The sequence below is a fragment of the Aeoliella fuhlenseeensis genome (genome assembly GCF_052161615.1).
In the GTDB taxonomy this organism is placed as follows: Bacteria; Planctomycetota; Planctomycetia; order Pirellulales; family Lacipirellulaceae; genus Aeoliella.
The window spans coordinates 3,352,888-3,376,431 of sequence record NZ_CP197417.1 but is presented as its reverse complement, the minus strand read 5'-3'; the positions used below and the strand labels follow the sequence as shown (position 1 = coordinate 3,376,431).

Here is a 23,544-nt window from a genome sequence, read left to right as displayed (position 1 = left end):
TGGGGGCGAATTTCGCGAAAGCGCGCGTGAGCCGGGCCGTCCCCGGCCCCGGACGTGTTGCGTGACGGGAGGCAAGGTGGAGTCGTTGAGGTTTCCGGGGGCGAGGACGCCCGGCTCGCACGATCTCACCCCACCGCTACTACACGATTGAAGTGCAACTGCACTTCTCCCGCTGTGACGCGGCGGACCCCTTCGACCAAGCAATGTGGCTCGTTCTCACGCTCGCCGCGGCGAACGATATCGTCCACGCCCATCCCGGGGGGCACGGTGAACGTCGATTGATAGATGATCTGGTTCCCCGCGTCGAGTTCCGGCACGATAAAGTGGCACGTCGCGCCGTAGGTCAGCATCCGGCAAGCGAACGCCTCGTGGTATGGCCGAATGCCGGGAAAGCTTGGCAGCAGCCCGTGGTGCAGGTTGATGATCCGCCCACCGGCGTACTTCCAGCAACTGGACGCCGGCAGCACTCGCATGTAGCGAGCGAGGACAATGTAATCGACTTGGTGCTCGTCGCAGACTTCGATGAGCCGCTCGTCGTCCGGCGTGCCGTCGCCGCCAGCGATGTTTACCCAAGGAACGCCAAATTCTTCGGCCAGCGGGCGGCACTTCTCACGGTTGCCAATCATGACGCTTGCCTCGCCACGGATGTGCCCACTGCGAATCGCTTCGAGCACTGCCCGGGGTGTTTCGGTGCGATAGGTAACACATATTGCTAAGCGCGGCAGCCGGCCCGTAATTTCCGGCGACCAAGTGCGTACCGAGAGCCCGGTCTTCCGTGCGACGTCGGCCATCGCTTGCTCGATCTCACCGGCACGTGACGGGTCAATTTCGACCCGCGTCAGCATCGAGAATATCGATTGCTGGTCGTGGTCGTACATCTGGATTTCGCCGATATTCGCGCCAAGTCCTGTGACGGAATGAACAATCGGATCCGCCAGGCCGCGATTGTCGGGGCCTACCGCTGTAATGACAATTTGCATGAGTGCGTCCAAGCTTGCTGAGGAGATACGCTGCCGCGATTCTACTCAACAAGACCCCTCCCCGAGAACGGTACAGTCCCATTACCATCGCGCCGCGTGATTTACGCGCTCGCCATCGCCTTGGTCGCGTCGAGCGTCTCGGCGATTTGCGGGGCGAGTTCCGACAGTCGCTCGTCGGTCAGACCCAGTCGATCGAACACCCTTTGCGTGGGCCTTTCTGGCTTCGACTCGGCTAGCACCCCGGTGCCATTCAGTGTCGCCACGTAGTCGGCCATCGCCACAAGGTCGGTTAGCTGGCGCTCTTCCCCCTGATAGGCTTCGGGCTTCTGATGGAACTCGATGCTCGAAACCAGCCGCGAGGGAAACTTCGAACGCCACGCCACGTAGGCACCTAGCTGCGAAGGGTCGAACGTCAGGATCTGCTCAACCGCCTCGTGCAGCGAGGCCCCTTCGCTCATTGAGGTGCGAATCCGCGGAACGTGACGCGCCAGGTGCTGATCGATGATCAACAGCCCCATGTCGTGCAGCAGGCCGGCAAGGTAAGCTTCGTCAGGGTCAGCGTTCTTAAGCGTCTTGGCCAGTAGGCGTGCGACGGCACCCACGGCCATCGAGTGGTTCCACAACTGATTGCGGTCGAGCGATTCTTTGCTGGCCGTCGGCGTGAACTGTCGCGAGACGAACACGGTGATCGCCACGTTGCGGATCTGCTTAGTGCCTAAGAGCGCGATCGCGCTTCGCAGGTCGGCCACTTCTTGTCGCAGGCCGTAGAACGACGAGTTCACAATGCGAATAATGCGGGCCGCAAGCGCTGGGTCTCGCTCGATGAGCTGCCTCAAGTCCTCGGCATCGGTGTGTTCATCGACGGCTGCCTCGATGATTCGTAGTGCGATGGAGGGCAGCGAGGAAAGTTCGCTAAGGCGCTGAAACAGCGTCTCCAGCGCCTCGTTGTGGAGTTCCAGCACGCCGGAGCTGGATTGCGATGCGGTGGGGGTAGCTGTAGCAGTCACGGGTCGGTCGTGGGCTTGAGGATCGAGTGGAGCAAGCTTCGCCTGTGTCGCTTAGCCAGTCTCATGGTCACGCGGCATCCCAAATTGCGGAGTACACGCGGGTCTCCTGAAAACTTAGCTCGCCCACCCCTCGCCGGTGTGGCCCAACGCATCGCCTGCGGAACTCCCACGCGCACCCGCCCCGCACAACCGGAATATCAAGCCCGATCCGAGCCAGCCGCTCGCCGTACCAATTGCTTGCGTGCGATATTTGACGACCTACTCTTAACCATAGGTGCGAGGACGATCCATCTCGTCTTTGTCCGCGCGCTAGTTGCCAACCCTTGCTCTTCTCCGAGTTCGCCCCATGGATTCCCAGTACGGCACAGCTACGCTGGTCGATAAAGACTCGGCTCAGGATCGCCTCGATGTCCTACTAAGTCGCATTCACGAGCTGACGTCGGCGAGCGAAGGGTCGTCGGCCGGCATTGCAGCGGTCGCCGAGGCGTCTGAAATACCATCGTCCGCCACGGCGACACTGCCAGGTACTCCCTTCGCCCCCGATTCGGTCGAGGACATTCGCGATCGCAAAGGGGCATGGTTCCCGTGCGAGCCCGACGACCTTCGCAAAGCGGGTCTCTCCGACAGCGAAGTGGAAGACCTGCTGCTCAAATGCCTGAACGCCCGCAGCGAGGCGAGCGGCCGCGATCTGGCTGACCAAGTGAAACTTCCGTTTCGCCTCGTTGATCCGATGCTCCAGCAGATGAAGCAAGACCAGATGGTCGGCCATCGCGGTGCGTCGATGATGAACGACTACATCTACCAACTCACGAACAAAGGCCGCGAGCGAGCCAAGAAGCTGAGCGAGCACTGCACCTACTTCGGCAGCGCGCCGGTGATGCTCAAGCACTACATCGAGAGCGTCTCGATGCAGACCATGGCCGACCAGCACCCCTCGGAAGAGGACCTACACCGCGCGTTCGAAGATTTGTTAATCGACAAGCGAATGCTGCTGCGACTCGGCCCGGCGATTAACTCGGGCCGTGGTCTCTTTCTGTACGGGGCGCCGGGTAACGGTAAAACGAGCATCGCCGAGCGCGTAACCAAGGCGTTCGGTGAGTACGTCTGGATCCCGCGGGCCATTGGCATCGATGGCGAGATCATGCGGCTGTACGACCCCAGCATGCACGAACTCGCGCCAATCGAGGACTTCGAAGGCCTGCTCGACAACCGCAAGATCGACCACCGCTGGGTTCGCATCCGCCGGCCGACGATTGTCGTCGGTGGTGAACTCACCATGGACTCGCTCGAAGTCACCCTCAACACGGCGACCAACGTCAGCGAAGCCCCCGTGCAGCTCAAAAGCAACTGCGGCACGCTGGTGATCGACGACTTTGGCCGCCAGCGGATGACCACCGACGAACTGCTCAATCGCTGGATCGTCCCGCTCGAAAAGCGTTACGACTTCTTGAACCTAGCGAGCGGTAAGAAAATTCAGGTGCCGTTCGACCAGCTCATTATCTTCTCAACGAACCTTGAGCCGAAGGACCTGGTCGACGACGCGTTTCTGCGACGTATTCCGTACAAGATCGAAGTCACCGATCCCGACGAGGCAGCGTTCCGCCGGTTGTTCGAGATCATGGCACCGATTATTGGCGTCGAGTACGACCAGGACTCGGTCGACTACCTGATCGCGACGCACTACCACGCCGTGAATCGCCCGATGCGCTGCTGCCAACCTCGCGACCTGCTGCAGCAAGTCAAGAACTTCTGCCACTACGTCAAACGCCCGGCGGTGATGTCGAAGGAGAACCTCGACTTCGCCGTGGAGAATTACTTTGCGGTGATGTAGCGTCGACGTAGCATGGCCGCCCCGGCCGTATCCCGATCTGGTCGCAGCGCGTACACGGCCGAGGCGGCCATGCTACGTTTACCGCCGTGTGCCGTTCCCAAACTCTAGCGGCAACTGCGGGTCGCGGACTTTGCCGTCAGCGAACTCCTCGTGCAGCAGGCTTGGCTGGATGTCGCGGTTGTGTTGGTACTTGCTGGAGTACTCAACGAGTTCGCCAGTAATCTCGTGGTAGAAGATTTGGCAGATGGGGACGCCAGGGTAAATGCGAATCGGCTGTACCGCAAACATCTCAAGCGTCCAGTAGCCCGAGAAACCGACGTCGCCAAACCCGGCGGTCACGTGCACGAATAACCCGAGTCGTCCGATACTCGAGCGGCCCTCGATCTGCGGTACCAAGTTGTGCGTGGTGGTCCGCTCGACCGTGCGTCCCAAATAAAGCTGATTGGGGCTGAGCGTCAGACCGTCTTTGGGGATCTCGATGCGGCGAACCCGATTGGCCTTGGCCATGTCGAGCACCAGCTCTTCGTACACCATCAGCTCGTTGTGGAGCGTGAGGTTGTAGCTATTGGGATTGAGGTGCGACTCGTCGAAGGGATCGATGACGATATCGCCACCCATCCGCGCACGAATCTGCTGCCCAGAGAGAATCATGTGACGGCGCTGCTCCGTTGCCCATATCGCGTGCCCGAACCAATGGCGCAATTACACCCCAGCGGCCGCACGTTTTCAACCCAGCGAAAAACGCGGGGGAACACCAGTCGCGGCGCCTTGAATTGGATGTCACACCCCGATCTGCGGGCAGAACTTTCGCATCGAGCAGGCGTCGCACTTTGGCTTGCGGGCGTTACAGATGGCCCGGCCGTGGTGGATCAGGCGGTGTGAGAAGTCGATCCACTGCTTCTTTGGCACGATCTGCATCAGGTCTCGCTCGACCTTCACCGCGTCGGTCTCAGACGTGAGTCCCAACCGACGGGTCAAGCGCCCGACGTGGGTATCGACGACTACACCGGTGGGGATGCCGAACGCGGTGCCAAGCACGACGTTCGCCGTCTTGCGTCCCACGCCGGGGAGGACCACCAAGGCGTCGAGATCCTGAGGCACTTCACCACCGTGGTGGTCGACGAGTCCCTGGCTGCACGCCTTGATGTTCTTGGCCTTCGCGCGGAAGAACCCGGTGCTTTGAACAATCTTCTCCAGCTTCGCAATCGGAGCCGCGGCGATGTCGGCTGCCGTGGGGTATTGGGCGAACAGGTCCTTGGTGACGATGTTCACTCGCTCGTCCGTGCACTGGGCGGAGAGGATCGTCGCGATCAAGAGTTGAAATGCCGTGCCATGCACCAGCGCGCACTCGGCGTCGGGGTAGTCGGCTTCGAGGCGGCGAATCACGCGGGCGGCCTGCTTCTTTCCCTCCGCGATTGGTAGGGAGGGCAGGGGGGCGGGCTTCTTCGAGGCGGGGGATTTCTTGGCCATGATGCCGATTGTAGCGATTGCGCACCCAACGCCCAGGCAAGGTGCTCGTCGAAGCCCGTGTACCCCGCTCGATCCCCCAAAGGTAGGAGCGACGAGCATTCGGTTGCCGCCTATGGGGCCAATTCTTCTTGACGCGTGATGCCAGCAGACATACTCTTTATTAGCGCCGCGGCCTGCCGCAGCGACGTTACCCCTAAACTATGCGCTCGACGGAGCCCCCAATCATGAGCCAAGCCGACTTCCAAGCGTCCAACCCCTATGCCTCGTTCGGCTACATCGCCGCCGACGCCCCGGCCGTGGAAAGGGCAGCGTTCATCAAGCGGACTTATCTGCACCTGGCGCTTGCCGTCTATGCGCTGGTAACGCTGGAGTTCATTTACTTTAAAGTTGTGCCGGAAGAGTGGATCGGTAACGTACTCAGCATTCCGTATAGCTGGGCCATCATGATGGGTGGCTTCATGCTTGTGTCGTGGGTGGCGGAAAGCTGGGCCCGCAACGAGGCTTCGCTTTCGAAGCAGTACATGGGACTTGGCCTCTACGTCTTCGCCCAGTCCATCTTGCTGCTACCGCTGCTGTGGTTTGCGTCGACGATGACAACCGATACACCCTTCGGAGATTACAATCCGATCACCGTAGCGGCGGTGGCGACCATTGCCACCTTCGGCCTACTAACCGCAGTCGTGTTTGCAACTAGCGCCGATTTCTCCTTCATGCGATCCATCCTGATGATGGTTGGCATCGGTGCGACCATCCTGGTGTTTGCAAGTGTGTTCATGGGCTTCAACCTGGGCGTGTGGTTCTCAGGTGCGATGATCGTGTTCGCTGCTTGCTACATTCTCTACGACACCTCGAACGTCATGCACCACTACCGCACCACTCAGCACGTGGCCGCTTCGCTGGCGCTGTTCGCGTCGGTAGCTTTGCTGTTCTGGTACATTTTGCGATTGGTAATGGCCTTCTCGAACCGCGATTAGTTCGCCGGCCCGAGCCTTATGCTTTCAATCCAGGGCATTCATCGCTGCGGTGATGAATGCCCTGTTTTTTGTGGGTTTTTCATTCGGAACCTATTCAACTCGCGCCGGCCGCCTATGATTACCGTAGGCGGCGATCCGCCCACGACCGCGACACTGCCCCCATCGCGTCCCCAAGAGTTATTCGGATGAACCCCGCCGACTTCGAACACGCCCATTTCGATCCAGGGGAGTTTTCGGGAACAGTGCGGATGTTTCCCATTCCCAACCTGGTCATGTTTCCTCACGTCGTGCAGCCCCTGCACATCTTCGAGGAGCGCTATCGTGAGATGATGGCCGACGCCTTGGTAGGTGATCGGTTGATCGCCATGCCGGTGCTCAAACCTGGTTGGGAGCCCGACTATGCCGGCCGCCCGCCAGTCGAACCGTGGGCCTGTCTCGGCAAAGTGGTGCTGCACAACAAGCTGCCCGATGGTTGCTACAACCTGCTGCTGATGGGCGTAGCGCGAGTGAAGATCGAAGAGGAACTCGCTCCCCTGCGTAGCTTTCGCCAAGCCAAGGCGACGATCATTCCAGATCTGGTGAACGAGGAAGCCAACGAGTACCACGAACTCCATCAGCAAGTGGTCGAGGTATTCGAGTCGCAGGTGGCTTCGGGCAAGGCTCCGTGCTCGCTGAAACCGCTGCTCGAAAACGAACTGCCCCTTGCGCAGCTCACGGACTTGGTGGCCTACGCACTGCCGCTTGGTGGCGAGCAAAAATTGGAGTTGTTGTCACAAGAATGTGCCCTCACGCGGGCGCGGACGCTACTTACCTTCCTGACCGGTAATAACCCGCCACGCAAGAAACCCTCGGTCACCGCTGGCTTTCCACCGCGGTTCAGCGTCAACTAGCGGCGGTCCTTGTGAAAAGCGAGCCGTAGTGCTCTCGCCGCCGGAAACGCTGCCAGATAGAGAACTTTCCGGGGTCGGGGACGACTCGGCTCACCCAACTCTCACCTCTTTCGAGCGACTTTCGCTCGGGACCCTTTGTTCGCATAATAAGTGCTTGCGGTTGATCCCGTTAGGCCCCTTCGTTTCAAGGAACTCTTGTGCCCAGTTCGTCCGAAAGCTCGTCGCTAGAAACCGGTTCGCTCGATGGCGAATCGTGCTGCCCCACCACGCCCGCACCCCCGCAAGTTGATCTGCCGCGCATCGAGAAGGCAGTACGCGAGATCTTGGCCGCGGTGGGCGAGGATCCCGACCGCGAAGGCCTGCTAGAAACGCCGGCGCGCGTCGCCCGCATGTACGCGGAGCTTTTTAGCGGGCTGCACGACGATCCTCGCATTCACCTCAAGAAGTTCTTCACCGAGAAGTACGACGAGCTCGTGCTGGTGCGTGACATCAGCTTCAACAGCATGTGCGAACACCACATGCTGCCGTTCACCGGCAAGGCGCACATTGGCTACGTTCCCAATGGACGCGTGGTTGGATTGAGCAAGCTGGCTCGCGTCGTGGAAGTGGTGAGCCGTCGCCCGCAGGTTCAGGAACGGATGACCGAGACCATCGCTAATCTGTTGATCGAAGAACTCGACGTGAAGGGCGTTGCCGTGGTGATCGAAGCCACGCATTCGTGCATGACCATCCGCGGTGTCCGCAAGCCAGGCAGCTTGTGCGTCACCTCGGCGATGAAGGGCCTGTTCCGCTCGAACCTTTCGAGCCGCAGCGAAGTGATGAACTTGATCTACGGAAGCAAGTCCTAGCGACATCGAATGGACCCAGAACGCAAACGCATCGAAGAAGACCTCCGCGGCCTCGTGGCGGGCGAGGTGCGTTGCGACGATGTGACGGTGCAGCAGTACGCCACCGACGCCAGCATCTACGAAATCCGCCCGCTCGGCGTAGTACGGCCCACCAGCACAGCCGACGTGGTGGCCACGGCGCGCTACGCCACGGAGAATGGTCTGCCGCTTCACGCACGCGGTGCGGGGAGTGGTCTCGCCGGTTCGTCGCTTGGTCGTGGAGTAGTGATCGACTTCTCGCGGAGCATGCGTCGCGTGCTGCAACTCCGACCCGACACCGTCCGCGTGCAAGCAGGCGTGGTGCACGGCGAGCTCAATCGTTTGCTCGCCACGCACGGACGCATCTTCGGCCCCGACCCGGCTATGTCGAGCGTCACCACAATGGGTGGCGTCGCGGCCGTCAACGGCACGGGAAGTCACTTCCTGCAGTACGGCACGCCCCGCGACCACGTTCGCGAAATGCGCGTCGTGCTCGCCGACGGCACGGTGATCGACGCCGGGCAGCATGCGGTGCCAGCCGCGCAGCCCATTCTGTCGGAGGTGCCTACGGCCGGCGAGCGTTTGCTCGAGATCGTGTGGTCGGTCGCCAACCTGATCGAACGCAATCGAGACGCGATTGCTGCGACGAACATCCACAGCCCCGTGAATTGCTCCGGTTATCATCTGACCGATCTCTTGGTAGACGGTCGGCTGAATCTTGCGCGTTTGCTGGTGGGCAGCGAAGGAACTCTTGCGCTGAGCACCGAGCTGGTGCTCGAGACGCAAGAGATTCCGAAACACACGGCGTGCACGCTGCTAATCTTCGAAAGCCTCGACAAGGCGGCACGCGCCGTGCAGGAAGTGCTCACGCTTGGCCCCGTGGCCTGCGACTTGATGGACCGCCGGCACTTGAGCCTAGCGCGCGAAATCGACGTGCGTTACGAGCTGCTCATTCCAGGTGCAGCCGAAGCGGTGCTGCTGGTGGAGCACACGGGCGATACGTCGCAGGAGGTCGAAGCGAAGATCAACGCCACGGTTGACCTAGTTACCAATACCACACGGCTGGCTGCCGGCGCGCACGTGGCGACGGAGCCTTCGGACAACGCCCTGTTCTGGCAACTCGCGCAGCGATTCGTACCAACACTCTACCGCCTGCAGGGCATACGCCGCCCGGTGCCGTTCGTTGAGGACATGGCAGTGCCGGTCGCGGCGCTCCCAGTGTTCCTTCGGCACATGCAGGATGTGCTGAAGCACGAGCAGATCACCGCTAGCTTGTTCGGCCACGTTGGTCATGGGCAGCTTCACATTCGGCCGTTCCTCGATCTTTCAAATCCGAACGAAAAGCGACGCATGGAGCGGCTCGCCGGCCAGCTCTACGAGAAGGTGTGGATGCTTGGTGGCACGATCAGTGGCGAGCATGGCGACGGGCTGAGTCGCACGCCGTTCATCGCGGGGCAGTACGGACCGCTGGTGAACGTGTTCCGCGAGCTCAAACGCATCTTCGACCCGGGCAACATCTTGAATCCCGGCAAGATCGTCCCCGAACCTGGCGCGCGGATGATCCACCATCTTCGGCAGGTGATCGCCGATATCGATCGTCCTCGCGAGTCGACGGCTGAGGGTGAAAATCAACCGGCACGCACCGGCGGGGCAGGGCAACTCGTGCAGTTGCAACTCAACTGGACGGTCGACGAAATGACGCACGCGGCGCGGACCTGCAATGGCTGCGCGGCGTGTCGCACGCGTTCGCCCGGCACGCGGATGTGTCCGACGAATCGCTTCGCACCGCGTGAAGAAGCATCGCCACGAGCCAAGGCCAACTTGATGCGTGCGGTGCTCACCGGCCAGCTTCCACCCGACACCCCGCTGCAAGAGTCGTTGAAGGAAGTGGCCGACCTCTGCATTCACTGCCATATGTGCCGCATCGAATGTCCGGCGAACGTCGACATTCCGAAGCTGATGGTCGAAGCGAAGGGCGAGTACGTCAGCAGCAACGGCCTCGACATGCACGACTGGCTGATGGCCCGCATCGATCTCATGATTCGCATCGCCAGCATCGCACCGCGACTGTCGAACTGGATGTTTGCGAATCCACAAGCTCGGTGGCTCATGGAAAAACTGCTTGGCATCAGTCAAGCTCGGCGACTTCCGCCAATCGCACCAAAACCATTTCTTAAGACGTTATCCCGCAAGCAGACCCAACCGTCGGGCGAGCGAAAGTATCGCGTGGCGCTGTTCGTGGATACGTTCGCAAACCACTTCGATACCGAGCTCGTCGACGCGCTGCTGAAAATACTCGAGCACAACGGCATCGAGGTATTTATCCCGCCCAGCCAGCACCAGTCGGGCATGCCGCTGATTAGTTCGGGTTCGCTCGATCACGCGCGTCGCGTTGCCCACCGGAACGTAGCCGCACTGGTCGAAGCGGTGCGGCAGGGATATGTCGTCATCTCTACGGAGCCCACCGCCGTTCTAGCCCTCACACGCGAGTACCCTACGCTGCTCGCCGACGACGAAGACGTGCGATTGGTCGCCGAGAACACGCGCGACGCGTGCCATTACTTGTGGTCGCTGCACCAACGCGGGGTCCTCGATCTCGACTTCGACTACATGGAATACGAAGTGGCGCATCACGTCCCATGCCATGTGCGGGCTCTTGAAATTGGCACGCCGGCTGCCAACTTGCTACGACTCATTCCGGGACTGAAGGTCCACGTGATCGAAAAGGGATGCAGCGGAATGGCCGGCACGTGGGGGCTCAAGCGTCGCAATTATCGCAATAGCCTGCGTATTGGTCTGCCTCTGATTTCCGAGGTCCGCGATGGCCCCTACCACGCTGCGGTGACCGAGTGCAGCACCTGTGCGATCCAGATTGATGGCGGGACGCACAAACGAACGGTGCATCCCATCAAGGTCCTTGCCGCCGCTTACGGGCTGATCCCACCCGTCTTCGCGCCATTGGCAGCGGAGACTGCAACGTGATAACCAAGGTGCTAGTCTTCGCCGGGCTGCGCGAGCTGTTGGGTGGCGACATTGCAAATGTCGACCTGCGCGACGGCGCGACCTACGCCACACTCGTTGCCGAGTTGGCTGCGCAATTCCCGAACGCGGTTCCCCTGCTCGAAGTAAGTCGCATCGCGGCGGGAGGAGCGTTTGTCGCCCCCGATACGCAGGTCGATCCCAACGTGGAGATCGCGATCATCCCGCCCGTCAGCGGTGGCTAAGCCGCGCGGCGGAGTTTCACCGCCTTGGGCATCGCAACGATATCAAAATGCTTCGTGGCCGTCATTTCGCGTCGCGAAAGCTTCTCGCCAGGGCCCTCTTCGATGCCCAAGTAGCGGACCACATCGTAACCGAGCCCGGTGAAGTAATCGTGCAGCTCGTACCGCTCGCGGGCAACCAGCTTGCGGAACACCTCGCAGCGAATCACGGGACGCCGCTCGCTGATGGTCGGCAGCAACGACTGCAGGATCTTCAGATCGTAACCCTCGGCGTCAACCTTCACGTAGCTCAGCTTCTTGAGCCACTGAGGGTACTTGGTCTTCAAAATGTAGTTGAAGTTACGCCCTTCGACGAGCAGCGGGTGCCGGCGGCGAAACAATGGCCACTTTTGCTGTGTCTTGAAGCCACCGTTGCAGTACATGCCATCGGTGTAGTGGAAGGTGAACTTCCCGTCTTGCTTGGTCGCCGCGAAGTTGAGCGCGTCGATGCGGGTTTTTTCGGGGTTCAGCGACGCGTTCTTCGACAGGATCTTGAACACGTAGGGATTCGGTTCCAGCGCGAGCGTCAGGCCACTCGGTCCTGTTGCCAGGGCCATCGGCACCGTGGTGTCGCCGGTGTGGGCACCAATATCGATCACCAAATCGCCCGGATTTACGAACTGCCGCACGGCGTCGACCATCGCTTGCGTCATCGTTTTCTGTGTTTCCTTGGGGTGCTGCCACTGGGCGTAGTCGATGTGGCCATCCTTCGACAGCTCGAACGATTTGAGCGTGTAGCCAAACTCCTGCACGTTCGCGGGCGCGTTGCGGCGGAAGGGGATCAAAGAGGTTAGCGACATACAGATTTCTCGAGTACGATGGAGGTTGAAGGCGGGCAGCGTTTACCAGGATCGTACGACCCTCGTTTTCGGTATCGGGCGATCAACCAGAATTAATCCACCTAGAAGTACTTGCCTTGTCCAATCTTGCGGAAACGTTCAGCGCGGCGGTAGCTTCCGACCAGCAACCTGTTGGCGTGATCGTGGTCGACCACGGTTCGCGGCGCGGTGAGAGCAACGACCTGCTGCTAGCAGTCGCCGAGATGTTCCGCGATGGCTCGGGCATCGACATCGTCGAGCCCGCGCACATGGAGCTTGCCAAGCCAACCATCGCCGACGCGTTTGCAAAGTGCGTCGAGCGGGGAGCACGCACCGTGGTGGTGTTTCCTTATTTCCTCTCACCCGGCCGGCATTGGTCGGAGGACATTCCGCGACTCGCGGCCGAGGCCGCGGCCAATCATCCCGGTGTGAGTCATTTGGTGACGGCGCCACTGGGTCTGCATTCGCTCATAGGCCAAGTGATGGCCGAGAGGATCGCGACGTGCCTGATGCATCACGTCGCGGAAGGTGAGAGTTGCGACTGGTGCGCGGGCGAATCGCGGTGCAAGCTTCGCTAGCAAGTTGTGGCTAAGCTCGTTGACTCTAGCGATCGTGCTGGATTGACTCGGCGATCTGGCCGATACGGAGGAATGGATCGTATCGAACGACTCCACGATCACTCCACGCCCTCAAAGGCAAAGGCCCTGAAAGGCAAAGGACTGCCCTGATGCGTCGCTACTTCTCCATCGCCGGTTCGCTGGCACTCGCTATTCTGCTTGCCCAACCTGTCCAGGCTCAAAAGGCGAGCGACGATTCGATCAACGACTCGGCAACCGAGGAGAGCCTCGCGGAAGAAGCTCAGGAGCCTCCTCGCCCGCAAGCACCACGCAACGCGTTTGTGCCCGGTACGGGATCGTTCCTTGCCAATTGCAGCGACGACTTCGAGGATGAGAAGTGGAGCTACTCGCCCCGACTGCCTAAAAGTAGCTACGAGCAAGACGACAACCAGCGCGGTCCTGGTGGTATCTCGAGCAACGGTCTTTGGCACGAAGGCGCTAAACGCGGCACGCCCGATGTCGTTCGACTTGTCGGGACGCCTGACGGCGGCATCGAAGGTAGCCGCGCGTCGCTACTTATGCAGACCAAGAACTCCGGCATGCCGGGGCGGATCACCAACGAGCAGATGCAGGACGACCTGCTGATGAAGTTCGACAGCAAGCTGGGCCGGCCGATTCCGGTCGAGTGGCGGCCGAGCTGCACGGTACGTGTTTACGTCCCCGAGTTCGACCAGTGGGAAAATCGCACCGGTGCCTCGTTTGGCATGCGGGCGGACTGCCGCGGAAAGACGCCGCAGGGCGAAACCGACGCCTACTGGCCCGGTATGTTCCTGTTATTTCGTAGTGAGACTTCGCGAAACGTCGAACAAGACTATGCCCAAATTTCGATTCGCTCGAACCAGCGCGGCCAAGACATTCGCAGCCTGAACATCACCGAGCCCGGCTGGTGGACCATGGGTTTGAGCTTCTCGCCCGACGGCATGATTCACTACTACGCGAGCCCCGGTGTCGACGACCTGACGGAAGAAGACTACCTAGCATCGAGCTATCCGTACAACTACAAGTGCCTGTGCCTACGGAACTTCTTCTTCAACGTCGCCAATTGGGACAACGGCAAGAGCTGGAGCACCGCCTGGGTGATCGACGATCCCAAGGTGTTCGTCCAACCTCCAGCGGGCATGACGGCCAACGATATCTATCGCAAGAAGGGCCAGCGCGTCGCGATGTACCCCGTGACTAAGAAGAGCGAAGAAGAGCACGGCAAGTACAGCCGAAAGAGCGCCTTCGGTTTGTTCCGCTAACCCCGGGACAGGCCGTTACCAGGTGTCGTCGATCGCGACTTCGGTGCGCAGGATCTCGCGCCGCCAGTCGGGTTCGTGGACGGGCCAGCAGCGAACCGAGATACCGAGCTCCGAGTTGGCGGCGCTAGTTGATTGAGACCAGTGATGGCACTCGCTCCACGCTTCGTACTCGCAGGACGAAAGACCAGTTGTCGGTCCAAAATTGCTTCGCCGCCAAGCGACTAAGCCTTGATCGAAAACGGTGATCACAACGCCCACCGGCATCTCGAGCATCCGCCGGGCTACGAGCTCGTGACTCGCGGTCCAAAACCGCTCGCGAAGTTCGAGCAGATCCCAGTCGCATTCAAGTCCCGCCTTGCGAAACCATCGTCCCGGCAGCAGCAACCTGCCGGCGAGGGCATTCGCCACCTGTTCTCGCGTCCCTTGTGGCACGAGTCGTGGGTTGATCGCTAGTCGATCGAACAGCCGCGCCGCGGCGAACTCACCAATCTCATGGGCCACGGCGAACTGCCGCCGCTCGAAGCGATCGTTCTCTCCGAGCACAATCGTGGGAACAGCCGCGAGTTCGACTTGGTTCCCGCCTCCAAGTCGTACAAACTGCGCCCGGGCCGCCAGCGAAAGATCCTCTGCCACCACAAGCCCTAATCGCATCGCGACGAGGAACGCATCGACCGGCGGCTCTTGCACGTCGGCCTCCCACAACAATTCTTCCACTGTGGCCTCAAGTGCATTCGACCAGTCGCGGGGCGAAACGTCGGCAAACATGACAGCCTCCCTAGTTGCTGATTTATGAACTAGCGTATACCATACTTGCGTGATGGTGGCAGTGCAAGCAGTTTCTGGGAAAGTACGAGGAGAATTCCCTGGTGATAGGGCACCATCTCATCTGGACGCTGTAGGGCACTCGTTGCCCCAACGACTCCCGCGAAGGTGGGTCGGAGTTGGTGCGACAGGAGAAGCTTGAGCCGTTAGGAGTTCCGCACCTGGGGCGGAAGCCGGATCCACTTCAGCCTTCACGAGACAATTTTTGCGCGCGTTTCATCGACACGCGGAGATGGTGCTGCAGGACCGGCGGTTCTGACTTGATGATAAGTTGCGCCAAGTGGCTGGAAAGTCGATCAGTTGCACGGTTTGGTATGGTTCTGACCGCGAAAACGCAAGCGTTGGCTAGCCAACCGCTTGCGTTTTCGCGGCCTAGCGTAAATGCCCCCGCTAGCGTACCTTGGAAGGATGGAACCATTGCCGATTGCCCCCTCTCGATCCACGCAAACTGCCTCCGCCCAGCCCGGGAGCAAGGGGCGATATGCGTTCGTCAGCCTAGGGTGCCCCAAGAACTTGGTGGACAGCGAGCGGATGCTCGGCCTTTTGCAGCTCGATGGCTACGAGTTGGTCGCCTCGCCGGACGACGCCGACTTCGCGATCGTGAACACCTGCGGGTTCATCGAGTCGGCCCGCAACGAGTCGTTCGCCGCGATCGACGAGATGCTCCAGCGCAAGCGAGATGGACTGCTGCGCGGCGTGATTGTCAGTGGCTGCCTCGCCGAGCGTCAGCAAGAACAACTGCTGGTGGATCGTCCCGACATCGACCACCTCGTGGGCGTGTTCGGACGTGAGGAAGTGACCAAGGTCGCCGATCGCCTGATCGCAGGGCTCGACGAGCAGCGAATGGTGTTCAAGCCGGCCCCCGTGCGAGCGCTAGCTGACACCATGCGGATGCGAGTCACGCCGCGACATTTTGCCTACCTGAAAATATCCGAAGGCTGCGACCGGCTGTGTACTTTCTGCGCGATCCCCAAGATGCGCGGCAAGCACGCCACGAAGCCGATCGAAGAGGTGATGGACGAAGCCCGCGAACTCGCCGCAGATGGCGTCAAAGAGCTGGTGATTGTCGCCCAGGACACCACCTATTACGGCATGGACATGTACGGCGAACCTCGGCTCGTCGAACTGCTGGAGCAGCTCGAAACGGTCGAAGGCATCGACTGGATCCGCCTGATGTACCTCTACCCGATGTACTTCACCGATCAGTTGATCGACACGATCGCCGAGTCCAACAAGATCCTGCCCTACCTCGATATGCCGCTGCAGCACATTAACGACCGCATGCTCAAGCGGATGCAGCGTCGGGTGAATCGTGCTCAGACCGAGGAGTTGGTAGCCAAGCTTCGCCAGCGGATCCCCGATCTGGTGATGCGAACCACCTTGATCACCGGCTTTCCCGGCGAGACCGAAGAGGAGTTCGAAGAATTGGTCGAATACGTCGAGAAGGAACGCTTCGAGCGCCTAGGCGTGTTTACCTATTCACTGGAGCCCGACACCCCTGCGGCCCGACTTCCCAACCACATTGACGAAGAAACCAAAGAGCGTCGCCGTGGCGAGCTGATGGCGCTCCAGCAGCAAATCGCCTTTGAGTTTGCCGATGAGCAGATCGGGACGCAGCAGCCGATCCTCATCGATTCGCCCGTGCCCAATGAGCCTACAGCGTGGATTGGTCGCACCATTGCCGATGCCCCGGACGTCGACTGCGTGGTCTACGTCACCGGCGAGCGGCTGGCACCCGGGATGCTGGTGGACTGCGAAGTGGTGGCGCGAAGCGATTACGATCTCGTAGCGGTGGCACTGTAGAACGGAATTCATTCCGTTTCCTAATCCGTTTCAATTCCACAGCGCAATTCGATCGACGATATGATTCCGGCAAGCGATGGTACCGTATGGAACATTCCTAACCGCTTGTCGGCGGCTCGCATCGTCCTAGCGGCGATCTGCTTCGTAGCCATTTGCATCGGTTGGTACCTCACGGCGCTGGTGTTGTTTCTCGTAGCCGCCGCGACCGATTACCTCGATGGCTACTGGGCGCGTAAATACAACCAAATCACACAGCTTGGCCGCATTCTTGATCCGTTTGCCGACAAGGTAATCATCTGCGGCTCGTTTATTCTGCTAGGCGCGATCGAAGGCTCCATGATTCCGGCGTGGGTGGCCGTGATCGTCACGGCTCGTGAGCTGCTCGTCACTGTGCTTCGCGGACTGGTCGAAGGCCACAACATGGACTTCTCGGCCGTGTGGGCCGGCAAGGTAAAGATGGTCGTACAGACGGCCGCCGTGGGGATGAGTTTGTGGCGACTCTACGTCTGGCAGGTGTATGAGCAATCCTCTCAGGTGTACGACAACTTGCTGATCTTGATGGTGATCGTCGCCGCCGCTTCCACGGTTTACAGCGGCTGGGGTTACGTGAAACTCGCCGCCGCCATGTTGGGGCCTGCTGCCCCCAGCGGCGAGCATCCCTGAACGCCCCCGCTAATACCCAAGGTTAGCCGCGATGAACGAGGGCGATGTCGAATTGTCGACGATAGCGGGAACCTTGTTCCTATTCGTCCTACTGTCGAGCTGCCTGGCATTCGCGGGTTGGATTCGTCGTTGGCTGCGGTATGGCTTTGTGCTCGCCTACCAACCTCGCCGCCGCCTGCCTTGGGGACCTATTGCCGGCGTGCTCGCGCTGCTGATGACGGCGATGGGTATTGGGAATGCCATGATGATGCGGGGCAATGAGACGCCCGAAGTCGCGTCGCGTGACTTCGCCTCGGCGTACTGGACCATGACCCTCATGCAAGTTGGTTTCACGGCCGCTATCGTCGCGGTGCTGGTCCTCTTGCTCGGTGCAAGTCGCCGCGACCTGGGCTTGCCCACAAGCCTCGCGGAGCTTGGTGCCGACTTATCGCTAGGACTCTGGATGGGTCTTGCCTTGATGGTGCCGGTCTTCGCCCTCCAGATGGTCTCCATCTTCGTCCTCGGCATACCTCCGGGGCACCCGCTGCTCGACCAAATGAGCGCAACCCCCGACCTGACGGTATTCGCCGTGGCAATGGCGGCGGCAGTAATTGTCGCTCCGGTCTTCGAAGAAATTGTCTACCGATTGCTCCTTCAGGGGGGACTCGAGCGACTGGAAGACGAATTCGTGAGTTGGCCCTTCAGCCGCCCCACGCGCGCCAGCGAGCGGCTCGTCGAGGAAGTCGCGGAAGAGAACAACGCGCTGGCAGACCAACAGGAAGTTTCCGAATCAGTTACTACCACGCCCACGCATGCCGCTGGCGAAGAACTGTTCGACACCACGATCGAGCCCGAGGAACTCCCACCAATGGCCCCAGGCGGGCCCGGCATGTGGCCTGGCCTGAATCACGGGTGGGCGCCGATCCTCATTTCGTCGTTCCTCTTCGCACTGGCACACCTGGGCAATGGCCCGAGCCCCATCCCACTCTTCGCGATGGCCATGTTCCTGGGGTACGCGTACCAGCGGACGCATCGCATCCTGCCCTCCATCATTGCCCACGTGGTGCTGAACCTGACGTCGGTCACCGTGCTGATCGTGCAGCTCATGTCGGCCCGATAGCATCGCCGAAGTGGAGAACCCTGAGCTTGGAAGCCGCCGACCTACAACTCACCGCCCACCCGCAAGGGACGTTGCTGGCGGTCCGTGCAAGGGCTGGCGGGCGGGTGAATGGGGTGGTGGGAGTTCGGCAAGGTGCCCTGATGGTCTCGGTAACCCAGGCACCTGAAAAAGGGAAGGCAAACCAAGCGATCGCCAACGTCCTGGCCGAGGTGTTTCGCTGCGGCAAAATGCAGATCGAGCTGGTCCGCGGCCAAACCTCGCCCGACAAGCAATTCCTGCTAGTGGGAATGGACCACAAGCACGTAATCGAGCGAATCAAGACGGTCCTGGGCGCTTAGCTCCTGCGTTGTCGACCTGCCCCTACGCGACTATGATGGCAGTGTTCAGGTACGCTACTTCTGCCCCCCTGTCTTCTGCCCCACCCTCCGTCGAGCCCCCGATGCCTCACTGGACGCGGCACCTTGCCCGGTATGTTGTCTTGACGGCCATCACCGCGGCTTCGATCGGCGTCATGGTGTGGGTGAGCCTCCGCGACGACTCCGCGGCCAAGCGGGCCCGCGAGCAGCTGACCACGCCGGTACCCGTCGTAGCCCAGCCGAAACCGCTGGTCGCTATCGAGAAGATCGTGCCAGCAGTGCACGAGGTGACCTCCAAATACAGCGGTAAGATTCGCGCTTGGGAAACCTACTCGCTCGGTTTCGAGCAGCCGGGGCGAATCATCGAACTTGGCACCGATCCCGATGGCCGGCCGCTCGACGATGGCAGCCGAGTCGTGAAGGGCCAAATGCTGGCGCGGCTCGACGACCGTGTGCTGCAGGCCCGCGTCGCCGAAGCTACGGCGAACGTCGAGCAAGCGTCAAGCGACATGCGCCGAGCTCGCGAAGCCCGCGAAGGAGGTTTTGGCGCGATTTCCGAGGCCGAGTACCAGCAGTATCTCACCAGCGATGCCCTCGCCAAAGCCGCGCTCGAAATGGCTACCAAGAACCTGGGCGACGCCGTGCTCTATTCGCCCGTGGACGGTGTCGTCTCGCGCCGGTCGTCGACGGTTGGCGAGTTCGTCGGCGCGAGCGCCACGGTATTCGAAATCGTCGAGAACGACGAAGTTCTACTCGTGGTGGATGTGCCCGAGTCCAAGATCCATACGCTGCAGAACCGCATGCGCACGGCCAGCGAAGCGCGAGCCCAAGGCCAGGGAGATTCCGAATCACAGGTATTTCGCGCTCGGGTGAACCTCGAAACCTACGACCGATTCGGAAAACGATTGCCACCGATTTCGGCCGAAGTGTTTCGCATTGGCGAAGTGGCCGATGCTCGCACCGGGTTGTTTGAAGTCGAGATTCGGGTTCCTAACGAGCAGCACCTATTGCGGCCCGGCATGGTCGCCACTGCCGACATCGTCACCGACCGCGTGAGCGCCTACCGCATTCCCGAGTCGGCGGTGCTGTTTCGCGGCGAGGAGACCTACGTATATGGGCTGGAGGAGGCGAGCGAACCACTGCAGGTGATGTTCTGGCAGGTGGATACGGTCCCCCTTCCAATTGCCCAGAAGATACCGCTCGCGGATTGGATCGACCAAGGTGATCACTTGCTCGTGCCGACGAACTCGGCGGAGATCGATCGCGTGGTAACGCGGGGGCATCAACGACTTAGCGATGGACAGCACGTGCGTGTGACCAACAGCGGTGCGAGTAATGAAGTCCAGTACGTGACGCCAAAAAAAGACGAGGGACCTATGGCCAGGGCCGAATCGTAGTCCGCCCGCAGCTGCCATGTATTTACCGTCCGCCTCGTTTCCGTTGAAACTCTGCCGATGAAGATCAGCAACTACGCCATCGAACGCCCTCGGCTGGTCACCGTTTGCACGGTCATGGTGCTATTGCTGGCTGTGTTTGCGTGCATCATGACGCCGGTGCAGTTGTCGCCGGCTATTTCTAAGGCGGTGATCATTGTTGCCATCCCGTATCCCGACTCGCAGCCAAGCGAAGCCGAGAACGAGATCGCCCGCAAAGTGGAAGACGCCCTCAACGAGTTGCAGAGCGTCGATTTCATTGCGTCTACCAACGTGCGTGGATCGTCCGTTACGCAGGTCGTATTTCTCGATGGTGTTGATCCCGATGACGCACGCCGCGAGGTGAAGGACCTGGTCGACCGCATCCGGAACGAGCTGCCGGTCGGCCGCGAAGTGCAACCGGTGGTCACCGACATCGATTTCGAGAACATGCCTCTGATGCTGGTCAGCATCACCGCTCCCGACGCGGTGGATGATCGGACGCTCAAGGTAATCGCTGAAGACGTGCAGGAGCAACTCGAGGCGGTTCAAGGGGTGGCGAACACCCAGCTCTTCGGTGGTAAGGAACGCGAGATTCACGTCAATGTCCTGCCCGACCGGATGGTGCAGTACGGTGTTTCGCTCACCCAGTTGCGGCAGGCCCTCGCCGACTTTCACGCCGAGGTCCCCGCTGGCGCCTTCTCCACGGGAGAATTTGACCGTCAGATTCGCAACGAGTCGAAGCTCCGCGGCGTCGAAGACATTCGCGAGGCGATTGTCACCAGCCAGGAAGGCCGTGTGATCCGCGTCCGCGATGTGGCCCGCGTGGTCGACGCGCATCGCAAGGTGGTGAACCTCGCGCAGCTGAACGGCGAGAAGTCGGCGACCATCGTCGTCAACAAAGAGGCCGACATCAATACGCTCGGCACGGCGAAGAAGGTCAAGCAGAAAGTCGAAGACCTTCGTGGGCAGTATCCTGAACTTGAATTCTATACTTCACGCGACGCCTCGAACGAAATCTGGGTGATGTTCCGCGTGCTTGGCTCTAGTGCCATATTCGGCGCGGCACTCGTGCTAGTGATCCTCGGCTGGACCATGGGCATTCGTGTGTCGCTGCTGGTGCTGATCGCCATTCCTTTTAGCACGGCCGTGGGGCTCGTGTTCCTCTATTTCGTCGACATCCCCATCTCGAACATGGTGGTGTTTAGTTTCATTTTGGTGCTCGGCATGGTGGTCGACGGCGCGATCATTGTCGCCGAGAACATCCACCGCCACATCGAGCGGGGCGAAGACCCCATGGATGCCGCGAAGATCGGCATCGAGGAAGTCGGCGTGCCGGTGATCGCCGCTGACTTGACGACCGTGGCGGCGTTCCTGCCGATGATCCTGGTGCCGGGCATTATGGGCGACTTCATGGGTGTGATGCCCAAGGTCGTGAGCGTCGCGCTCCTTGGTTCGGTGCTGGTCGACCACTTTATCATTCCGACGCTCGCCGCCCGGTGGTTCCGCAAACGCGAGCCCGTGGCCGACGAATCGCAGTCGTTCGCCAAACTCACGGCGTTGCACGATTCACACGAAGCCGCGGATGCAGCCCAGGTGCGACCCAACATCGGGCCGTTCACGCGCATGTATGCCTGGGTGCTCAGGCAGGCACTCACCGGGATCACGCCGGTGTTCATTCTGGTGTGGTGCCTTGTCGCCATTTATGGCGCAGGGCAATTGATGACCCACCTGGGTTTCAATTTCTTCCCTGCGAGCGATCGCGGCCAGTTCATCGTCAAGTACGAACTGCCGCTTGGTTACAGCATCGAGGAAACCCTCGCCGCCTCGCGCGTCATTACCGACAAGCTCAAAGATTGGGAAGATACCGGCATCTTGGTGAATTACGTCACCTCCGTCGGCTCAGCCTCGGGCATGGCCACGCGCGTCGATGACGACCCCGCGACCGGCCCTGAGTTCGGCGAGGTTCAAGTCGAACTCGTGCCGCCTATGGATCGCACCATTCACACGCGCGAGGTGATGAACTACCTGCGGCGCAACGTCGAGCTTCTCCCCGGCATGAAGATGACCATTGAGGAGGTGCAGGATGGTCCACCCGGCGGGGCACCGGTGTCCGTGCGTTTCACCGGCAAGGACATCGACCAACTCGGCCGCATTGCCAAGACAACGCGCGATCGTTTGAAGAAAGTGTCCGGCACCGTCGACGTGTCGACCGACTTCCGCGACGACGCCCCCGTGCTGATCATCGAGCCCATGCCCGAACTCGTCGGCCTCGCGGGTCTTACCGACATGCAAGTCGCCCGCGCCGTGCAAACGGCCATCGCCGGCGACACGGCGATTCAGCTCACGCTCGACGACGAGGACATCAACCTGCGGCTGCAACTTGCTCCCGAGTATCAAAAGCATCCAGAGGATCTTAAGCGGCTGCAATTGACCGGACCCGATGGCCGGAAGGCCTCGATTGGTTCGCTCGCCGAGATCATCCGCGATGTCGACCTCTATAGCGTCAATCGTTACGATCGCAATCGCGCGGTGGTCACCAAGTGCGAGGTCGACGACTCCAAGCAGCCCGCGGATATCTTCGAAGCCCTCGCCAACGATATTCTCCCGGAGCTAGGATTTCAGCCGATGGAAGGGGCCGAGAAATCGGTCGAGGGCTTCGCCAAGCAAATGATCGGACGCCAAGCCTCCGAGGCCGAAGGGGTCCAGGTCGAGTTCACCGGCGAGAACGACGAGCGCGACAAGAACTTCGGCTACCTCACCCAAAGCATGATTCTCGCGGTGGTGTTGATCGCGGCGATTCTTGCCGTGCAGTTCAACAGTTTTCGGCAAGCATTTATCGTCATGCTCACAGTGCCCCTTAGCTTTATTGGCGTTATTCTCGGCATGTGGGCGACCGGTTTCCCGTTCAGCCTGGCCACGTTCATCGGGCTGGTAGCGCTCACCGGCATCGTAGTGAACGATGCCATCGTATTGGTCGACTTCGCCAACCAAGCCCGCAAACGCGGCATGCCGGTGCGTGAAGCCCTCATCGAAGCGGGCGTGAATCGACTCCGCCCCGTGCTGCTAACCACGATCACCACGTGCTTTGGTCTACTACCGTTGATGCTCAACATCTCCGGCGGAGCTGAATTCTGGCAACCGCTCACGGGGGCCATCGTCTACGGCCTGATGTTCGCGACGATCCTGACGCTCGTGGTCATTCCCGCGGCGTACCTGCTCGCCTATCGCCTGCCGGACTGGCTCGTGGTGTCTACGGCAACCCTGGCTATTGGCGGTGTTGGTGCGCTCGCGATTTCGATGTTTACACCTTCGGCGCAGTTGGCATTCACCATGCCCCTGGTGCTAGTCACCGCGGTTGCTCTCGCCGTTCGCGCCGTTGTACGGGCCGTGCAGCAAGGCGAGTCGCTCGTTTGGGTCGAACGATAATCGACC

Annotated in this window: 20 protein-coding genes; 14 read left to right on the top strand and 6 right to left on the bottom strand. The window is 60.6% G+C overall.

Translation table 11 applies throughout. The annotated features are described in order from the left end of the window. Window positions 1-125: 125 nt before the first annotated feature. Together SH292x_RS13355 and SH292x_RS13350 are read right to left on the bottom strand one after the other, a co-directional pair. Window positions 126-980: a formyltetrahydrofolate deformylase gene (locus SH292x_RS13355; RefSeq protein WP_442481506.1), complete on the bottom strand. Its 855-nt coding sequence runs from the start codon at window positions 978-980 to the stop codon at window positions 126-128. 101 nt (window positions 981-1,081) lie between these two features. Further along, window positions 1,082-1,987: an HDOD domain-containing protein gene (locus tag SH292x_RS13350; protein ID WP_442481505.1), complete on the bottom strand. Its 906-nt coding sequence runs from the start codon at window positions 1,985-1,987 to the stop codon at window positions 1,082-1,084. Window positions 1,988-2,333: 346 nt separating this feature from the next. On the opposite strand from SH292x_RS13350, the gene SH292x_RS13345 reads away from it, so the two are divergent. After that, a complete protein-coding gene (locus SH292x_RS13345; RefSeq protein ID WP_442481504.1) occupies window positions 2,334-3,818 on the top strand; it encodes an AAA family ATPase in 1,485 nt (494 codons plus the stop codon). Window positions 3,819-3,896: 78 nt separating this feature from the next. Here the strand turns inward: SH292x_RS13345 and dcd are convergent, their stop codons facing one another. Both dcd and nth read right to left on the bottom strand, forming a co-directional pair. Then, the gene (gene dcd / locus SH292x_RS13340) at window positions 3,897-4,469 is read right to left on the bottom strand and encodes a dCTP deaminase (protein ID WP_442481503.1); all 573 of its coding nucleotides are present in this window, start codon (window positions 4,467-4,469) and stop codon (window positions 3,897-3,899) included. Between the two features lie 129 nt (window positions 4,470-4,598). Then, complete coding sequence (gene nth / locus SH292x_RS13335) at window positions 4,599-5,288, bottom strand: endonuclease III (protein ID WP_442481502.1); 690 nt, start codon at window positions 5,286-5,288, stop codon at window positions 4,599-4,601. 224 nt (window positions 5,289-5,512) lie between these two features. On the opposite strand from nth, the gene SH292x_RS13330 reads away from it, so the two are divergent. The 5 genes from SH292x_RS13330 to SH292x_RS13310 all read left to right on the top strand — a co-directional run bounded on the left by SH292x_RS13330 (window position 5,513) and on the right by SH292x_RS13310 (window position 11,242). After that, window positions 5,513-6,262 carry a Bax inhibitor-1/YccA family protein gene (locus tag SH292x_RS13330; protein WP_442481501.1) on the top strand — a complete coding sequence of 250 codons (750 nt, stop codon included), beginning with the start codon at window positions 5,513-5,515 and terminating at the stop codon, window positions 6,260-6,262. 185 nt (window positions 6,263-6,447) lie between these two features. Further along, on the top strand, window positions 6,448-7,152 hold the full coding sequence (locus SH292x_RS13325) for an LON peptidase substrate-binding domain-containing protein (RefSeq protein ID WP_442481500.1): 705 nt from the start codon (window positions 6,448-6,450) through the stop codon (window positions 7,150-7,152). 197 nt (window positions 7,153-7,349) lie between these two features. Next, window positions 7,350-8,000 (top strand): GTP cyclohydrolase I FolE, encoded by a 651-nt coding sequence (gene folE / locus SH292x_RS13320; protein ID WP_442481499.1) that lies wholly within the window; start codon window positions 7,350-7,352, stop codon window positions 7,998-8,000. A 9-nt stretch (window positions 8,001-8,009) separates the two neighbouring features. Next, a complete protein-coding gene (locus SH292x_RS13315) occupies window positions 8,010-11,000 on the top strand; it encodes an anaerobic glycerol-3-phosphate dehydrogenase subunit C (RefSeq protein ID WP_442481498.1) in 2,991 nt (996 codons plus the stop codon). Next, complete coding sequence (locus SH292x_RS13310; RefSeq protein WP_442481497.1) at window positions 10,997-11,242, top strand: MoaD/ThiS family protein; 246 nt, start codon at window positions 10,997-10,999, stop codon at window positions 11,240-11,242. Before SH292x_RS13315 ends, SH292x_RS13310 begins: the two co-directional genes overlap by 4 nt. On the opposite strand, the gene SH292x_RS13305 is transcribed toward SH292x_RS13310, so the two are convergent. Then, window positions 11,239-12,078, bottom strand: a complete 840-nt coding sequence (locus SH292x_RS13305) for an FkbM family methyltransferase (protein WP_442481496.1) — start codon at window positions 12,076-12,078, stop codon at window positions 11,239-11,241. The genes SH292x_RS13310 and SH292x_RS13305 overlap by 4 nt on opposite strands. Before the next feature lie 116 nt (window positions 12,079-12,194). Here SH292x_RS13305 and SH292x_RS13300 point away from each other — a divergent pair, with 116 nt between their 5' ends. Both SH292x_RS13300 and SH292x_RS13295 read left to right on the top strand, forming a co-directional pair. Next, on the top strand, window positions 12,195-12,674 hold the full coding sequence (locus tag SH292x_RS13300) for a CbiX/SirB N-terminal domain-containing protein (RefSeq protein ID WP_442481495.1): 480 nt from the start codon (window positions 12,195-12,197) through the stop codon (window positions 12,672-12,674). A gap of 149 nt (window positions 12,675-12,823) precedes the next feature. Continuing rightward, the gene (locus tag SH292x_RS13295) at window positions 12,824-13,954 is read left to right on the top strand and encodes a hypothetical protein (RefSeq protein WP_442481494.1); all 1,131 of its coding nucleotides are present in this window, start codon (window positions 12,824-12,826) and stop codon (window positions 13,952-13,954) included. Between the two features lie 15 nt (window positions 13,955-13,969). Here SH292x_RS13295 and SH292x_RS13290 read toward each other — a convergent pair whose 3' ends face one another. Continuing rightward, window positions 13,970-14,719: an ImmA/IrrE family metallo-endopeptidase gene (locus SH292x_RS13290; RefSeq protein WP_442481493.1), complete on the bottom strand. Its 750-nt coding sequence runs from the start codon at window positions 14,717-14,719 to the stop codon at window positions 13,970-13,972. 465 nt (window positions 14,720-15,184) lie between these two features. Between SH292x_RS13290 and rimO the strand changes: the two genes are divergently transcribed. The 6 genes from rimO to SH292x_RS13260 all read left to right on the top strand — a co-directional run bounded on the left by rimO (window position 15,185) and on the right by SH292x_RS13260 (window position 23,538). Beyond that, window positions 15,185-16,579: a 30S ribosomal protein S12 methylthiotransferase RimO gene (gene rimO, locus SH292x_RS13285; protein ID WP_442481492.1), complete on the top strand. Its 1,395-nt coding sequence runs from the start codon at window positions 15,185-15,187 to the stop codon at window positions 16,577-16,579. A 60-nt stretch (window positions 16,580-16,639) separates the two neighbouring features. After that, the gene (pgsA, locus tag SH292x_RS13280) at window positions 16,640-17,242 is read left to right on the top strand and encodes a CDP-diacylglycerol--glycerol-3-phosphate 3-phosphatidyltransferase (protein ID WP_442481491.1); all 603 of its coding nucleotides are present in this window, start codon (window positions 16,640-16,642) and stop codon (window positions 17,240-17,242) included. A 31-nt stretch (window positions 17,243-17,273) separates the two neighbouring features. Then, window positions 17,274-18,341 carry a CPBP family intramembrane glutamic endopeptidase gene (locus SH292x_RS13275; protein WP_442481490.1) on the top strand — a complete coding sequence of 356 codons (1,068 nt, stop codon included), beginning with the start codon at window positions 17,274-17,276 and terminating at the stop codon, window positions 18,339-18,341. Between the two features lie 26 nt (window positions 18,342-18,367). Beyond that, the gene (locus SH292x_RS13270; protein ID WP_442481489.1) at window positions 18,368-18,679 is read left to right on the top strand and encodes a DUF167 domain-containing protein; all 312 of its coding nucleotides are present in this window, start codon (window positions 18,368-18,370) and stop codon (window positions 18,677-18,679) included. Between the two features lie 101 nt (window positions 18,680-18,780). Next, on the top strand, window positions 18,781-20,094 hold the full coding sequence (locus tag SH292x_RS13265) for an efflux RND transporter periplasmic adaptor subunit (protein WP_442481488.1): 1,314 nt from the start codon (window positions 18,781-18,783) through the stop codon (window positions 20,092-20,094). A 57-nt stretch (window positions 20,095-20,151) separates the two neighbouring features. Further along, on the top strand, window positions 20,152-23,538 hold the full coding sequence (locus SH292x_RS13260) for an efflux RND transporter permease subunit (protein ID WP_442481487.1): 3,387 nt from the start codon (window positions 20,152-20,154) through the stop codon (window positions 23,536-23,538). Window positions 23,539-23,544 lie beyond the last annotated feature (6 nt).